15 protein-coding genes are annotated in these 15,473 nt (G+C 72.0%); 11 read left to right on the forward strand and 4 right to left on the reverse strand.

Annotated elements, in window-relative coordinates; all coding sequences use genetic code 11:
- Window positions 1–58: 58 nt before the first annotated feature.
- Window positions 59–871, reverse strand: a complete 813-nt coding sequence (locus tag ACFY8U_RS17125; protein ID WP_389570750.1) for an NAD(P)H-binding protein — start codon at window positions 869–871, stop codon at window positions 59–61.
- Between the two features lie 79 nt (window positions 872–950).
- On the opposite strand from ACFY8U_RS17125, the gene ACFY8U_RS17130 reads away from it, so the two are divergent.
- Window positions 951–1,352 carry a helix-turn-helix domain-containing protein gene (locus ACFY8U_RS17130; protein WP_361604243.1) on the forward strand — a complete coding sequence of 134 codons (402 nt, stop codon included), beginning with the start codon at window positions 951–953 and terminating at the stop codon, window positions 1,350–1,352.
- Window positions 1,331–2,479 carry a DUF2786 domain-containing protein gene (locus tag ACFY8U_RS17135; RefSeq protein ID WP_389570752.1) on the forward strand — a complete coding sequence of 383 codons (1,149 nt, stop codon included), beginning with the start codon at window positions 1,331–1,333 and terminating at the stop codon, window positions 2,477–2,479. Before ACFY8U_RS17130 ends, ACFY8U_RS17135 begins: the two co-directional genes overlap by 22 nt.
- Window positions 2,480–2,604: 125 nt before the next feature.
- On the opposite strand, the gene ACFY8U_RS17140 is transcribed toward ACFY8U_RS17135, so the two are convergent.
- Window positions 2,605–3,519, reverse strand: coding sequence for an NAD-dependent epimerase/dehydratase family protein (locus tag ACFY8U_RS17140; protein ID WP_389570755.1), 915 nt, complete (start codon window positions 3,517–3,519; stop codon window positions 2,605–2,607).
- A gap of 108 nt (window positions 3,520–3,627) precedes the next feature.
- Between ACFY8U_RS17140 and ACFY8U_RS17145 the strand changes: the two genes are divergently transcribed.
- Both ACFY8U_RS17145 and ACFY8U_RS17150 read left to right on the forward strand, forming a co-directional pair.
- Window positions 3,628–5,691, forward strand: coding sequence for an FUSC family protein (locus tag ACFY8U_RS17145; RefSeq protein ID WP_389570758.1), 2,064 nt, complete (start codon window positions 3,628–3,630; stop codon window positions 5,689–5,691).
- Window positions 5,692–5,881: 190 nt separating this feature from the next.
- Window positions 5,882–6,094 carry a DUF397 domain-containing protein gene (locus tag ACFY8U_RS17150; RefSeq protein WP_030219358.1) on the forward strand — a complete coding sequence of 71 codons (213 nt, stop codon included), beginning with the start codon at window positions 5,882–5,884 and terminating at the stop codon, window positions 6,092–6,094.
- Window positions 6,095–6,168: 74 nt separating this feature from the next.
- On the opposite strand, the gene ACFY8U_RS17155 is transcribed toward ACFY8U_RS17150, so the two are convergent.
- Window positions 6,169–6,696, reverse strand: a complete 528-nt coding sequence (locus ACFY8U_RS17155) for an ATP-binding protein (protein ID WP_361604255.1) — start codon at window positions 6,694–6,696, stop codon at window positions 6,169–6,171.
- 279 nt (window positions 6,697–6,975) lie between these two features.
- On the opposite strand from ACFY8U_RS17155, the gene ACFY8U_RS17160 reads away from it, so the two are divergent.
- The 7 genes from ACFY8U_RS17160 to ACFY8U_RS17190 all read left to right on the forward strand — a co-directional run bounded on the left by ACFY8U_RS17160 (window position 6,976) and on the right by ACFY8U_RS17190 (window position 14,031).
- Window positions 6,976–7,848, forward strand: a complete 873-nt coding sequence (locus tag ACFY8U_RS17160; protein ID WP_361442209.1) for a helix-turn-helix transcriptional regulator — start codon at window positions 6,976–6,978, stop codon at window positions 7,846–7,848.
- Between the two features lie 84 nt (window positions 7,849–7,932).
- Window positions 7,933–9,390: an aldehyde dehydrogenase family protein gene (locus tag ACFY8U_RS17165; protein WP_361604258.1), complete on the forward strand. Its 1,458-nt coding sequence runs from the start codon at window positions 7,933–7,935 to the stop codon at window positions 9,388–9,390.
- A 130-nt stretch (window positions 9,391–9,520) separates the two neighbouring features.
- On the forward strand, window positions 9,521–10,066 hold the full coding sequence (locus ACFY8U_RS17170) for a DinB family protein (protein WP_389570761.1): 546 nt from the start codon (window positions 9,521–9,523) through the stop codon (window positions 10,064–10,066).
- A gap of 25 nt (window positions 10,067–10,091) precedes the next feature.
- Window positions 10,092–10,733: a PadR family transcriptional regulator gene (locus ACFY8U_RS17175; protein ID WP_389570763.1), complete on the forward strand. Its 642-nt coding sequence runs from the start codon at window positions 10,092–10,094 to the stop codon at window positions 10,731–10,733.
- Window positions 10,734–10,810: 77 nt separating this feature from the next.
- Window positions 10,811–11,773 carry an ATP-binding cassette domain-containing protein gene (locus ACFY8U_RS17180; protein WP_389570766.1) on the forward strand — a complete coding sequence of 321 codons (963 nt, stop codon included), beginning with the start codon at window positions 10,811–10,813 and terminating at the stop codon, window positions 11,771–11,773.
- Window positions 11,770–12,534, forward strand: a complete 765-nt coding sequence (locus ACFY8U_RS17185) for an ABC transporter permease (protein ID WP_389570768.1) — start codon at window positions 11,770–11,772, stop codon at window positions 12,532–12,534. Before ACFY8U_RS17180 ends, ACFY8U_RS17185 begins: the two co-directional genes overlap by 4 nt.
- Window positions 12,535–13,053: 519 nt before the next feature.
- Window positions 13,054–14,031: a WD40/YVTN/BNR-like repeat-containing protein gene (locus ACFY8U_RS17190; protein WP_389570771.1), complete on the forward strand. Its 978-nt coding sequence runs from the start codon at window positions 13,054–13,056 to the stop codon at window positions 14,029–14,031.
- Window positions 14,032–14,044: 13 nt separating this feature from the next.
- On the opposite strand, the gene ACFY8U_RS17195 is transcribed toward ACFY8U_RS17190, so the two are convergent.
- Window positions 14,045–15,457 (reverse strand): glutamate decarboxylase, encoded by a 1,413-nt coding sequence (locus ACFY8U_RS17195; protein WP_361604276.1) that lies wholly within the window; start codon window positions 15,455–15,457, stop codon window positions 14,045–14,047.
- Window positions 15,458–15,473: the final 16 nt, after the last annotated feature.

A 15,473-nucleotide genomic window follows, 5' to 3' on the forward strand; every position in this document is an offset into this window, starting at 1 on the left:
GCCCTGCCCCCGTCGTACGCCGTGCCCTACCCCCGCCGCACGCCCCCCGTCGTACGCCCTACCCCTTGCGTACCGCCGCCACGAAGACGTCGAGCGCGTCCAGCGGCTCCCGCCCGAGCAGCTCGCGCAGGCTGCTCTTCACCCCCGTGCCGTCCATGAAGCCGTGCGCGATCGCCGAGTACGTCCCGGTGAGCATCGGGACCTGGAACGGCTCCGCTCCCGAGGCGGCGATGGCGGCCCGCACCTCGGCGAGCGTGCAGGGGGCGTACTCGGCACCCAGCGCCCGCGCCAGGTCAGCCCCGCCCAGCGGGCGCTCGCCGACGAGCTCGTACGTGCGCCCGGCGTGCGCGGCCGGGGCGGTCGCGACGGTGACCGCGATCTCGGCGAGGTCCTCGCGGGCCACGGCGGCGAGCCGGCCCTCGCCGAGGGGGCCCGTGATGCGGTTCTCGGCGTCCGGGGCCGCGATCCAGGTGAGGAACTCGGCGTACAGCCCGTTGCGCAGGACCGTCCACGCCACTCCCGACCGCCGGAGCCGCCGCTCGGTCCAGCGGTGCGCGAGGGAGTACGGGAGGTGGTCGCCGTCGCCGGAGAGGCTCGTGTAGACGATGTGGCCGACCCCGGCCGCCTCGGCGGCGGCGATCGCGGCCTCGTGCCGGGCGATCACGGTGTCGTCCTCGCCGTACCCCGCCGAGATCAGCAGCAGGGTGTCCACCCCGGCGAAGGCCCCCGGCAGGGTGGCGGGCTCGTCGAAGTCGACGAGGCGGGTGCCGGACAGCCCGGCGCGCGTGCCGAGGACGACGTCGTCACGGCCGGCCAGACGCTCCGCGACGAGCGAGCCGAGGCCGCCGGAGACACCGGTGACGAGCAGCATGATTCCCCCTGATTTCGTGATCGTGTTCGGTCAGGATCATCCTGGTGGGGCGGGCTGGATCGCGTAAGGAGGCACATTGATGTCAGCGGGGCACACCGAGGTAACCACCGAGGCGACCACCGACCTGATCGTGAGCTGCGCGGAGGAGTGCGGCGTCCGGGATGTGCAGGACCGGCTCGGCGACAAGTGGACCGTGCACGTGGTCGTCGAACTGGCGCCGGGACCACGGCGGTTCAGGGAGTTGCAGCGGCTGGTCACCGGCATCTCGCAGCGGATGCTGACGCTCACGCTGCGCCGCCTGGAGCGGGACGGCCTGGTGACGCGGACGGTGCATCCGACGACCCCGCCGCAGGTGGAGTACGCGCTGACGGAGACGGGGCACAGCATGACGCACCTGATCAAGCAGCTGATCGACTGGTCGCTCGACCACCGCGCGGTGATCGGGCGGGCACGCGAGGAATGGGACGCGAAGCAGGCGTGAGTACGACGAGGAGCACGGTCGAGAAGGCCTTCGAGGCCCTGTACACGGACGACGACACGGCCCTGGACTCGGCGGCGTCCCTGCTCGCGGCGGACCGGGCGGCGGACGCGGAACTGACGCGCCGTGGCGAGGAGTTCGTACGGCGGGCATGGGAGCGCGGCTGGCAGCCGGCGGATCTCGTACGGCTGGTACGGCGGGAGCTGGCGGAGGAGCACGTCCGGCTGGCCGGCGCCCTGATCGCGGCGGAGACCGGGCGCTACGAGCGTCTGCCGCACCGGTGGGCCGCGCAGCTGGCCGATCTGGACACCGCCCCCGCCCGCGCGGACCGCTTCTCGTCGGCGACGACGACCTTGGAGCTGTACCGCCTCCTGGTGAGACTGCCGTCCCTGGAGCCGGTGGGTCCGGTTCCAGGGGACACGCTCCCGGCCGCCGTGGCGGGGGAGCCGCGGATGCTGACGCGCGTACGGGCCCTGCTCGCGAAGGCCGAGGCGACGGGCTACCCCGAGGAGGCGGAGGCGCTGACCGCCAAGGCCCAGGAGCTGATGGCCCGCCACAGCCTGGACGAGGCGGCGCTGGAGTCCCGTAGGCCCTCGGGGGACGTGCCGGGGGCGATCCGGATCGGGGTGGAGCCGCCGTACGAGCAGGCCAAGGCGATCCTCCTGGACGCGGTGGCGACGGCGAACCACTGCCGCGCGGTGTGGAACGAGCCGTACGGCTTCTCCACGGTCGTCGGCTTCGAGGCGGACCTGGACCCGGTGGAGCTGCTGTACACCTCGCTCCTGGTCCAGGGCACGGCGGCGATGACACGTGCGGAGGCGGAGCAGCGGGCGGGCGGCCGGAAGCGTACGAAGTCCTTCCGGCAGTCGTTCCTGCTCGCGTACGCGAACCGCCTGGGCGCCCGCCTCGCGACCACGACCCGCCGCGTCGCCTCCGAGGCCCCGACCCTGCTCCCGGCCCTCGCCTCCCGGGAGGTCGCGGTGACGAACCGCGCGGACGAGATGTTCCCGGAGACCCGGACGACCCGGGTCCGCGCGATGTGGGACGAGGCGGGCTGGACCCACGGCACGACGGCCGCGAACGCGGCGGGGCTGGGGCGGGGCCGGAGGGAGATCCGGGACTCACCCTGACGGGTGCCGACCGGGCCGACCGCCACCGGTTCCACAGACCGCCCCCGGTCGCCCGGGGCCGCACGGGCGGGGCTGGCCGCCGCCGGTCGCGCAGGCCGCCCCCGGGCGCCCGGGGCCGTACGGGCTCACCACTCTGTCAGCGCCGCGAGGCCGGACGCGCAGTCGTGGTAGCGCGGCCGCCAGCCCAGCTCGGCCCCTGCCTTGGCGTTGGAGACGGTCAGGTTGGTGGTGCACACCCGGTGTGCGTACGGCATCGGCCGCGTCAGCCAGGCCGGCACCGTCAGCGGTCTCGGCGTGCCGAACACCTTGGCGACCGCCCGCACATGGGCGCCGAAGCCCATCGGGCCGTCGTCCACGATGTTGTAGGCCTCTCCCGGCCGCCCGCCCCGGACCGCCAGTGCGACCGCGCGCGCCGCGTCCTGCAGGTGGATCCAGGGCAGCACCCGGCCCCGGTCCGCGACCGCCGGCAGCTTCCGCTTCCGCAGCAGATCCACCACGGCCTCGGTGCCGCCGGGCCCGTAGAAGACACCGAACCGCAGCGTGACGCCCTCGATCCCCTCGGTCCCGAGCATCAGCTCCTCCTTGGTCCGCATGGCGTCCACATGACGCTGGGACGCCGCGTCGAGGCCGGTCGGTCCGAAGGTGTCGTCCTCCGTGACCACGCGGTTCCCGAAGTCGCCGTACCCGTACCCGAACACCATCGACTCGGCGATCATGCGCCGCGCCCCCACCGCGCGCGCCGCCTCGACCAGATGCGCGGTCCCCGTGGTCCGCAGCGCGTCGGTCGCGTCCATGTCCCGGTGCCTCATCGGAGGCTCGCGCAGGGCGGTCGCCGCGTGCACGACGGTGTCGATCTCCAGCCCCTCCACCGCCCGGAGCAGCCCGTCGCGGTCCATGAGGTCCGCGACGACGTCGTTCTCCGCCCCGCGGCCGAGGCCGAGCACGGTGTGACCGGCCGCGGTGAGTTCCTCGGCGACGTGGCGTCCGAAGACCCCGCTCGCCCCTGCCAGCAGCACGTTGTCGGTGTCAGTCATGCTCATGGGACGAGCATGGGCTCCCGGATGTGACATCGCCGGAAGCGACCCGGGCGCACAGGGCCTGTGGAGGAAATGTCCTGTTCGCCCTGATGCGGCGTTAGGCTCGGCGCCATGAGCTGGCTCCGGGCCCTGAAGGAGACCGCCCGTTCCGGACTCACCGTCGAGCGGCGGCGCCTCGAACCGCTGGTGGCCGCCCGCGCCGCCCTCGGTCTGGCCCTCGTCGTCGGCGTCTCCCTCGCGCTCTTCGGGCCCGGTGTCGCGGTCTCCTCCGCGTTCGGCGCGTTCCAGGCCGCCATCGCCACCTTCCAGCGTTCCTGGCGGCCCCGCCCCACCCTCGCCCTCGCCTCCGGCGCCAGCCTCGCCGTCTCCACCTTCCTCGGCTACGTCACGGACGCCGGCGACCACCCCGCCCTCTTCCTCGCCCTGCTCGCCCTGTGGACCTTCCTGTCCGGCCTCGCCTGGGCCGGCGGCCCCACCATCGGCATCATCGCCTCCTCCAACGTCGCGATGATGCTGGTCACCGTCACCCTCCCCACCTCCGTCGCCGAAGCCGCCGGGCACGCCGCCATGATCGCCGTCGGCGGCCTCGTCCAGGCGGCCCTCGTCGTCGTCCTCCCGGTCCGCCGCTGGGGCGCCCAGCGCGACGCCCTCGCCGACGCGCTCGCCGCCGAGGCGGACTACGCCCGGCGCCTCCGCGAGGACCCCGTCGCGGCCTTCGACCCCGTCCCGCTCATGACCGCCCGCAGCGCCGCCGCCGTCACACCCCGCCAGGCCCGCCGCCGCCCCGCCGAACTGCACGGCGCCCGTGGCCTCGCCGAGCGCATCCGCCCGGTGCTCGCCTCCCTCGCCGACCCGGCCGTCGGCGCCTCCGCCGAGGGCCCCGAACGCGACCGGGTCCGCGAGCTGCTTGCCGCCGCCGGAGCCGTACTGGACGCCGCCGCCCGCGCGATCCGGCACGGCGAGCCCGTCGACCTCCCGCCCGGCGCCGTCGCCGCCCTCCGCACCCCCGACACCGGCGCGATCCTCCACGGGCGTGCCCGCCGCGCCGCCGTCCGTCTCGCCGCCCTCCTCGACGATGTCGTGGAGACCGCCGAACCCCGCACCGAGACCGCGTCCGACGCCCGCTCCCGCCCCACCCTCCTGCGCCTGGTCCCCGTCGTCGTCGCCCGGATGCGCGCCGAGCTGCGCCCCGACTCGCCGATCCTGCGCCACGCCGTCCGCGTCACGGCCGTCACCACCGCCGGCTACGTCCTCGGCTCCGCGCTCCCTCTGGGCCACGGCTACTGGGCGCCGATGGCCTCCGTGATGATCATGCGCCCCGACTTCTCGCAGACGTACGCCCGTTCCGTCGCCCGCTTCGGCGGCACGCTCGTCGGTGTCGGCCTCGCCACCGCCCTCGTGCAGACCGCCGACCCGGGCATGTACCTCTCCGCGGCGCTCGCCGTGCTGTGCGCCTTCGGGATGTACCTGCTGCTGCGCACGGGGTACGCCGTCACCCAGGTGTGCGTCGCCGCGTACGTCGTCTTCCTGCTCGGCGTGGGCGGTTCGGCCTGGACGCAGACCGTCTTCGAGCGCGTGGTCCTGACCCTGATCGGCGGGATCCTCGCGATGCTCGCGTACGCCGTCTACCCGGCCTGGGAGACGCCCCGGCTGCGCGGCCGGCTCGCCGACTGGCTGGTGGCCGACGGCCGGTACGCCGCCACCGTCGTCGCCCACTACGCCAACCCGGCGGGTACGGCCTGTCCCGACGTGCGCGAGGCGCTGCTCGACACCCGGGCGGCCCGGGTCGCCCGGCAGGAGGCGCTGGACCGGGCGACCCACGAACCGGTGCGCCACCGCGGTCTGTCACGGTCGGCGGCGGACGACGCGGGCCACGCGCTCGCCCAGTTCGGCCGGGTCGCGATGCTGATGGAGGCTCATCTGCCGGAGCGGGGCGCGTCACCCGTCCCGGCCGCCGCGACGCTCGCCGAGGCGTTGCGGCGGGCGACCGAGCGGGGCGCGAAGGCGGTACGGGAGCGCCGGGCGCCGGACTGGGGCGAGGTCCGCGAGGCGGTCGCGGCCTGGAAGCCGACCGACGAGTTCCTGCTGAGCAGGGGCTCGGCCCTGCTCCTCACCGCCCTGGACGACCTGGCCGAAGCGCTCGCCGAGGACACCACCGGGAAGCGCACGCCGTAGGGTGAGGCGAGCGGACGCGGCTTACTCGCCGGTAGCACGCTGAGTCGCGTAGTCGCTACGCCACCCCTCGTGCACGTGCATCTGCTCATGCATTGGCATATGAACACAGCTATGATCCGAGGAAGTTGACACCTGCATCAAGTATCTCGGGGAGCTACCAGTGCATCATGCGCATCACGCGTACAACGGCATGGCGGCCACGGAGCTCCGGGGTGTCGTGTGGCAGAAGAGCCGGCACAGCAACTCCCAGGGATCCTGCGTGGAGTTCGCCAAGTTGCCCGGTGGCAACGTTGCCGTGCGCAACTCGCGCCACCCGGACGGCCCCGCGCTCGTCTACACGCCCGCCGAGATAGAGGCGCTGCTGCTGGGCGTCAAGGACGGGGAGTTCGACCACCTGGTGTGAGTACAGGGACGTGAGCGAGCAAAGGGAAAGGGCCCCGGCATCCCGCCGGGGCCCTTTCCGTAGGGCTACGCGCGTCACTCCGGTCCGAGCCGGAAGAGCGCCCAGACGACCTTCCCCTGGAGCGTCCCGGCGAGCGGGTGCCAGCCCCAGCTGTCGCTGAAGGAGTCGACCAGGAACAGCCCGCGCCCCGACTCCGCCGCGAAGTCCTCTTCCCCTGCGCGCGTCTCCGGGCTCCGGTGGCTGGGGTCCCGCACCGCGCACACGAGTCGGCTCGTCCATCGCATCAGATGAAGTCGCACGGGGGGAACGTTCCGGCCGTCTTCGTGAAGGCCCCGGGAGTCCCTCGCGTCGTGCGCCGCCTCCGACGGCAGCGCGTGCCTCAGGGCGTTGGTGACGAGTTCGGAGACGACCAGGGCCACGTCGTCGAAGCGTTCGGTGAGGTCCCATTGCGCGAGGGTTGCCCGGGTGAACTTCCGTGCGCCGCCCACTGCTTCGTACGCGGGTGGCAGGGCGCAGGAGGCCGAGCTGGAGACGGCGGCGGGATCGATCGGCGGAAGCCCCTGCCGTAACGGCTCGAGCATGGTCGATCCATTCGTCCCCATGCGAGGCACTCCCGGGAATCGCGGCGAATCGCGGATGTGGTGCGGTTGCGCGGGGTCCATCGTTCCGAATGCGACCACTGGATGCAAGGGCAGATGCACGTGCACGCGCCGGACCTGTCCGTCCCCGCGCCGATTCTGTGCATATCTTCTGGTGACCGGTTTCGCCTTGATCATGAAGTCGCCCTGAAGTTGCCGTCTTTCCGTAATCGAATGTGTACGGGCTGAAGCGTTTAGTGGCACAATCCGGGGGCCCGAGACCGCGAAGGAGAGGCTGGAGCCGTGACCGCAGTCGAGTCGAGCGGAGCGAGCGGGAGCGTCGTGCGGCGCATCCTGCTGGGTTCGCAGCTGAGGCGGCTGCGCGAGTCGCGCGGCATCACCCGCGAGGCGGCCGGCTACTCGATCAGGGCGTCCGAATCCAAGATCAGCCGTATGGAGTTGGGCAGGGTGAGCTTCAAGGCCAGGGATGTCGAGGACCTGCTCACGCTCTACGGCGTCAGCGACGAGGCGGAGCGGGGCTCGCTCCTCGGGCTCGCCCGCGAGGCCAACGTGGCCGGCTGGTGGCACAGTTTCGGCGACGTCCTGCCCGGATGGTTCCAGACGTACATCGGCCTCGAGGGCGCCGCCTCCCTCATCCGTGTCTACGAAGTCCAGTTCGTGCACGGCCTGTTGCAGACCGAGGCGTACGCACACGCCGTCGTCACCCGCGGCATGCCCGGAGCCCCGCGCGCCGAGATCGAGCGCCGCGTCGCGCTGCGCCTGGAGCGCCAGAAGGTCCTCGTCTCCGAGCGCGCCCCGCACTTCCACGCCGTCCTCGACGAGGCGTCGCTGCGCCGCCCGTACGGCGACCGGGCGGTGATGCAGGGCCAGTTGAGGCATCTCATCGAGATCTCCGAGCACCCCCACGTGACGCTCCAGGTCATGCCCTTCAGCTATGGAGGGCACGCCGGCGAGAGCGGGGCGTTCACCATGCTGAGCTTCCCCGAGTCCGACCTCTCCGACGTCGTCTACCTGGAGCAGCTGACGAGCGCGCTGTACCTCGACAAGCGCGAGGAGGTCGCCCAGTACGCGCGGGTGATGGAGCGGCTGGCCGAGGACAGCCCCGATCCGGCCGAAAGCCGGGATCTTCTCCGAGGACTGCTTCAACTCACGTAGGACGTAAGTACGATGACGTGACATCAGAGTGTCCTGTTGTCACAGTCGCCACGTCCGCCACCGCGGGTTAAGGGGTCTCGTCACATGTCCTACTTCTCCGACCTGGCCCACCAGTACATAGACGGCGAGTGGAAGCCCGGCAGCGGCTCGTGGGACATCATCGACTTCAACCCGTACACGGGGGAGAAGCTCGCCTCGATCACCGTCGCCACCGCCGACGAGGTCGACCGCGCCTACCGCGCCGCCGAGCGCGCCCAGCGCGAGTGGGCCGAGACCAACCCGTACACCCGCCGGCTCGTCTTCGAGCGCGCCCTGCGGATCGTCGAGGACCGCGAGCAGGAGATCAGCGACACCATCGTCGCCGAGCTCGGCGGTACGCGCCTGAAGGCCGCCTTCGAGCTGCACCTCGCCAAGGAGTTCCTGCGCGAGGCGATCCAGCTGGCGCTGCGGCCCGAGGGCCGGATCCTGCCCTCGCCGGTCGACGGCAAGGAGAACCGCGTCTACCGGCTCCCGGTCGGTGTCGTCGGTGTCATCTCCCCCTTCAACTTCCCCTTCCTCCTCTCCCTCAAGTCGGTCGCGCCCGCGCTCGCGCTCGGCAACGCGGTCGTCCTCAAGCCGCACCAGAACACGCCGATCTGCGGTGGCACGCTCGTCGCGAAGGTCCTGGAGGACGCCGGTCTGCCGGCCGGTCTGCTGAACGTCGTCGTCACCGACATCGCCGAGATCGGCGACGCGCTGCTGACCCACCCGGTCCCGAAGGTCATCTCCTTCACCGGCTCCGACAAGGTCGGCCGCCACGTCGCCACCGTCTGCGCGCAGAACTTCAAGCACGCCGTCCTCGAACTCGGCGGCAACAGCGCCCTGATCGTCCTCGAGGACGCCGATGTCGACTACGCCGTGGACGCGGCCGTCTTCAGCCGCTTCGTGCACCAGGGCCAGGTCTGCATGGCCGCCAACCGGATCCTGGTGGACCGGACGGTGGAGGAGGAGTTCACCGAGAAGTTCGTCGCGAAGGTGAAGACCCTGCGCGTCGGCGACCCGGCTGACCCCGCCACCCACATCGGCCCGCTCATCAACTCCCAGCAGGCGGAGTCGGTCTCGGCCGTCGTCGAGCAGGCGGTGGAGGCCGGCGCGACGGCCCTGCTGCACGGCTCGGCCGACGGCAACGTCGTCTCCCCGTCGGTCCTGTCCGGCCTCCCGGCGGACGCGCCCGTCCTGAGCCAGGAGATCTTCGGCCCGGTGGCCCTCGTCATCCCCTTCGACGGCGAGGAGGAGGCGGTACGGATCGCCAACGACACGCCGTACGGGCTGAGCGGCGCCGTCCACACGGGGGACATCGAGCGGGGTGTACGGGTCGCCAAGCGCATCCACACCGGCATGATCCACATCAACGACGGCACCGTGGCCGACGAGCCGATCGTGCCGTTCGGCGGCGAGAAGCACTCGGGCGTGGGCCGGCTAAACGGTGACGCGATGATCGAGGCCTTCACCACCCAGAAGTGGATCTCGATCCAGCACGGCCGGAGCCGCTTCCCCTTCTAGCGGATTCCGCGAGAGGCCGGGCCCCTTTCAGGACCGTAGCTGTCCTCAAGGGTTCGTAGCGTGGTGGGTGTCGGGGAGAGGAGAACACCCCGGCACCCACCACCTCTTTCACGTCAGGAAGGCGGACGTCATGGTTGCTCTTGTTCCCGCGGAGGCCCAGGGTGACGAGCGCGGAGCGTTCCTCAACTTCGTCGAGGCCCAGCGGGCCGCGATCCGCCGCGCCGCCCTCGGCCTCACCGAGGAGCAGGCGGCGAGCACCCCGAGCGCCAGCACGCTCAGCCTCTCCGGCCTGATCAAGCACGTCGCGGAGGTCGAACTCAACTGGCTGCGGCTGGCCCAGCAGCGCGTGAACGAGAAGCAGCGCTCCCAGGAGACCTGGGGCGAGGCCTTCCGGCTCGTGGAGGACGAGAGCGTCCCCGAGACGCTGGCCTTCTGGGAGATCGTGGCCAAGGAGACCGAGGAGTTCGTCCGGTCGGTGCCGAGCCTGGACGACACCTTCCCGCTGCCGCCCGCGCCCTGGTTCCCCGAGAACGGCCGGGTCTCGATCCGCTGGATGCTGCTCCACCTGGTCCAGGAGATGGGGCGGCACGCCGGCCACGCGGACATCATCAGGGAGTCCCTGGACGGCAAGGACTCCTTCACGCTCATCGCGGAGGAAGAAGGGCGCGTACCCTAGTCAAAATTGACTAGGAGGTACGAGGGTGTCAGCGATCCGGCTTCTTGTCCTCGGCGCGGTGCGCCAGCACGGGCGCGCCCACGGCTATCAGGTCCGCAACGACCTGGAGTTCTGGGGCGCGCACGAGTGGTCCAACGCCAAGCCCGGCTCGATCTACCACGCGCTGAAGCAGATGGCGAAGCAAGGTCTGCTGCGGGCGTACGAGATCGCGCCGAGCACGGCCGGTGGCCCGCCGCGCACCGAGTACGAGGTGACGGAGAAGGGCACCGAGGAGTACTTCGCGCTGCTGCGCGAGGCGCTGACCACGTACGACCAGAAGATGGACGTCCTGTCCGCGGGGATCGGGTTCATCGTGGACCTCCCCCGGGAGGAGGTCGTGGAGCTGCTGCGGCGGCGGGTGCGGGCGCTCGACGAGTGGCGCACCGCCGTCACCGAGTACTACACGCCGGAGGGCGGCCCGCAGCAGCTCGGACACATCGGCGAGATCATGCACCTCTGGGTCCACTCCGCCGACGCCGGCAAGGAGTGGACGCTCGGGCTGATCGAGCGGATCGAGGCGGGCGCGTACTCGTTCGCCGGGGAGGGCGGGGAGCCCTTCGTCGGGGTGCTCGCCGAGGGCGAGGAGAACCCGTTCGCGACGGGCGAGCCCGACCCGGAACACGACTAATCAAGTTTGACCAATGAGTCGGGTGAGGTTACCTTCGAACCAGTGGTCAAGTTTGACTACTGGCTTGGAGGCTGGAAATGACTGACGCGATCGTCGTCGAAGGCGCGCGGAAACGGTACGGCGACAAGCGGGCGCTCGACGGCCTGGACCTGCGCGTGGGGCGCGGCACGGTGCACGGGCTGCTCGGACCCAACGGCGCCGGCAAGACCACGACGGTACGGATCCTGGCCACGCTGCTGCGGCACGACGAAGGCCTGGTGCGGGTGGCGGGCTTCGACGCCCGGACCCAGGCGGCCGACGTACGGCGCAGGATCGGGCTGCTCGGGCAGCACGCGGCCGTCGACGAGGAGCTGGGCGGCCGGCAGAACCTGGAGATGTTCGGGCGGCTGTACCACCTGGGGGCCCGGCGGGCCGGTGCGCGGGCCGACGAGCTCCTGGAGCGGTTCGGGCTCGCGGACACCGGGCGCAAGCCCGTCAAGCAGTTCAGCGGCGGTATGCGCCGGCGCCTGGACCTCGCGGCCTCGCTGATCACCGAGCCGGAGGTGCTCTTCCTGGACGAGCCCACGACCGGGCTCGACCCGCGCGGCCGCGGCGAGGTGTGGGAGTCGGTGCGCTCCCTGGTGGGCGGCGGGACGACCGTCCTGCTCACCACGCAGTACCTGGAGGAGGCCGACCAGCTGGCCGACCGGATCTCGGTCGTCGACCACGGCCGGGTCGTCGCCGACGGCACGGCCGACGAGCTGAAGGCGAAGGTCGGCGGCGACCGCATCGACGTCGTCCTGCGGGACGCACGACGGCTCGGCGAGGCGGCGCGGCTCCTGCCCGCCGGTGGATCCGAGGCGACGGTGGACGCCGACCGGCGGCGGATCAGCGTGCCCGTCATTGACCGGATGGCGGCGCTGGCCGAGACCGTACGGGCTCTGGAGGCGGCCGGGATCGAGGCGGAGGACATCGCCCTGCGGCGGCCGACCCTCGACGAGGTCTTCCTCCATCTGACCGGCGGCGTGACGAAGGACCAGGAAGCGGAGGTGGCGGCATGAGCGCGGCGTATGTGATGAGCGACTGCTGGACCATGACCCGGCGGGAACTGGCCCACTGGGCGCGGCAGCCGGTCGTGGTGGTGGTCGGCCTCGCCTTCCCGGTCATGATGATGCTGATGTTCGGCTATCTCGTCGGCGGTGGCCGGGAGATCCAGGGCGACTACGTCGACTACCTCGTGCCGGGCATGCTCACGCTGACGATGGTCTTCGGTCTCGAAGCCACGATGACCGCCGTCACGCAGGACCTCAACAAGGGTGTGATCGACCGCTTCCGCTCGATGCCGATGGCCGACGGGGCGGTCCTGGTGGGGCGTTCGGTCGCCGACATGCTCCAGTCCGCGGCCGGACTGCTGGTGATGGCCGGCGTCGGATACGCGATCGGCTGGCGCGCGCACGGCGGCCCCGTCGCCTTCCTGGGCGCCATCGGACTGCTGCTCCTGCTCCGCTTCGCGATGCTCTGGATCGGCATCTACCTCGCGATGGTGGCGGGGCGGCCGGAGCTGGTGATGGCCGTGCAGATCCTGGTCTGGCCGGTCGGCTTCCTCTCCAACGCCTTCGCCTCGCCCGAGTCGATGCCTGGGTGGCTGGGCACGGTCGTGGAGTGGAACCCGATGTCGGCGACGGCGACGGCGGTACGGGATCTGTTCGGCAACCCGGGCGGTGAGCCGGGGCACGTCATGGCGGCGGTGGTGTGGCCGCTGCTGCTCCTCGCGGTCTTCCTCCCGCTCGCGGTACGGAGGTTCAGGCGGCTGAGCGTGTAGGGGGAGCCGGCTTGCAGCGGGAGCCGGCGGCGCGCGTGGGAGTCGGCGCGCAGCGGGAGCCGGCAGCGCGCGCGGGACCCAGCGGGTGGGGGAGCCGGCGGCGCGCGTGGGAACCAGCGGGTGGGGAAGCCGGCGCGTGGTGGGAACCCGAACCGGTCGAGCGGTGTACCTAAGGCAGACGGTTCACCGCGGACCGGGCGAGGGACAGGGGGACGGGCGATGCGCAGGCTCAGGCTGGGTGGTGTGGCCGGCGCCGTCGTGGCGCTGGTGTTGACGGCCTGTACGGGGGAGGGGAGCGCGGGGGATCCGGGTGCTTCGGGCGCTTCGGGTGCTTCGGGCTCGCGGGGTGCTTCGGGACCTTCGGGTGCGGGGGCCTCTTCGGCCTCGGGGACTACGGGCGGGGCGGGCGCCCCGGCCGTACCTCCGCCGCGGATTCCGTCCGGGCGGGAGCTGCCCGGGTGGTCCCACTCCCTGGGATTCGCCTCCGACGGCAGCGGGTTCTCCCTGCTGGCCGACTGCGTGGGCGACGAGGCGGCCCCGGAGAACGGCTTCTGCAGGCAGCACGTGGCCGTGCTCGACCGCGGCGCGAAGAGCTGGAAGCTGCGGAGGTCCCCGCTGCCCGAGACGCGGGGCACGGCCGGTGTCTCGTCGAACCTGCTGGTCCTGGGGCCGGGGCGGGCCCTGGTCGAGGAGGGCGGCGCCGAGCCGGAGGCGCAGCGGAGCTGGTTCACCCGGGACGGCGGGCGGACCTGGCGCGAGGCCGACACGCGCACGAGCGGTACGGCCCCGGTGATACCGGCCGGGGCCGTTCTCGCCACCGACTGCGCGCAGCCCGCCGGTGCCCGGGTGGACGACTGCGCCCGGGAGCGGCTGGTCGTGGTCTCCCCCGAGGACGGGCGGCGGCGGGCCCTGGCCCAGGGGCCGCCGCTCGGGGCACATCCGAGGCCGGCCCAGGCGGCGGAGCCCGACGGCTCCTGGTGGGTCTCCGGCACCGACCCCCTCTCGGGCCGGGCGGCGGTCGCCGTCTCCCGGGACCAGGGGCGCAGTTGGGCGATGAGCAGGCTGCCGAGCCCGACAACCGAGCCCGGCTGGTTCACGGCGGTCGCAGTGGGCCCGGGTGTCGTCTACGCGGCGGAGATGGGGGAGTTGAAGGGCGGTGACCCGGTCAAGAACCCCATGCGGGCGCTGCACCGATCCAGGGACGGCGGCCGCACCTGGGAGCGGATGTGGACGACGGGGCCGATGGCCGAGCCCCGCACGCTCCTGGGGATCCCGGTGCCGGGTCCCGGCGGCCGGGTGCTGATCGGGGCCGAGGACCGGGAGTACGTGAGCGTCGACGGCGGCCGCAGCTTCCGTCCCTCTGGCGAGGGCACGGCCTTCACCCGTCGTACGCCTGCCGGGCTGCTCCGCCACAACGCCGGCTGTCTCTACGACATATCCGTCGACGGCGAGCGCTGGGCGGAGTTCGCTCTGGGGTGCGAGGGCGAGTCGTTCTGAGGATCGCGCCGGCTCAGTGGTGGAAGGAGGTGGCGGCGGCCTTGTTGTCGATCGACGGGCCGGACTGTCGCCGCAGTTCGGGCAGGACCCGGTTCAGGTCCTCGATGAACAGCGTCGCGAGATCGGCCGAGAAGCCGTTGCGGCAGACCACGCGCAGCACGGACAGGTCCTCCCGGTTGGCGGGGAAGGTGTAGGCCGGCACGAGCCAGCCGCGTTCCCGCATCCGGCGCGAGACGTCGAAGACGTCGAAGCTGCTGACGTCGGAGGCCGTGGTGAACGCGAAGACCGGCAGTTGGTCGCCGTAGGTGAGAAGGCGGAAGTCGCCCATCGCCTCGATCCGTTCGGAGAGTCCGCGGGCGACGTCCCGGGTGGTCTGCTGGACCGCCCGGTAGCCCTCGCGGCCGAGCCGAAGGAACGTGTAGTACTGCGCGACCACCTGGGCGCCCGGCCGGGAGAAGTTGAGGGCGAAGGTCGGCATGTCGCCGCCGAGGTAGTTGACCCGGAAGACGAGTTCCTCGGGGAGCTCGGCGGGGGAGCGCCACAGCGCCCAGCCGACGCCCGGGTAGACCAGGCCGTACTTGTGACCGGAGGTGTTGATCGAGGAGACCCGCGGCAGCCGGAAGTCCCAGACCAGATCCTCGTCCACGAAAGGGGCGACCATCGCGCCGGACGCGCCGTCGACGTGGACGGGGATGTCGAGGCCGGTCCGTTCCTGGAGGGCGTCGAGCGCGGCGCAGATGTCCGCGACCGGTTCGTAGGAGCCGTCGAAGGTCGACCCGAGGACGGCGACCACACCGATGGTGTTCTCGTCGCAGAGCTCGGCGGCCGACTGCGGGTCCAGATGGAAGCGGTCGCCCTCCATGGGGACGAGCCGGGCCTCGACCTCCCAGAAGTTGCAGAACTTCTCCCAGCAGACCTGGACGTTGATGCCCATCACCAGGTTGGGCCGGGCGCTGCCCGGATAACGGTCGGCGTTCTTCTTGGCCCAGCGGCGCTTGAGAGCCATGCCCGCGAGCATGCACGCCTCGCTGGAGCCGGTGGTGGAGCAGCCGACGGCGGTCGAGGGGTCCGGGGCGTTCCAGAGGTCGGCGAGCATGGCGACGCAGCGCCGCTCCAGTTCGGCGGTGCGCGGGTACTCGTCCTTGTCGATCATGTTCTTGTCGCGGCACTCGGCCATGAGGACGCCCGCCTGCGGTTCCATCCAGGTCGTGACGAAGGTGGCGAGGTTGAGGCGGGAGTTGCCGTCGAGCATCAGCTCGTCGTGGACCAGCTGATAGGCGCTCATGGGCGGCACAGGACCGTCGGGGAGCCGGTGGATCGGCGGCGCTTCGGTCATGCCACCGACCGGGTTGGCCTGACCGTAGAAGGGGTTGAGGGCGAGGTGCCGGTCGGGCTCGGGCTCGGCGTGACCCTTGTGCAGCGGCATGGGAATCCTTCCAGGG

Origin of the sequence: Streptomyces sp. NPDC012508 (genome assembly GCF_042902595.1) — a bacterium.
GTDB lineage: Bacteria > Actinomycetota > Actinomycetes > Streptomycetales > Streptomycetaceae > Streptomyces.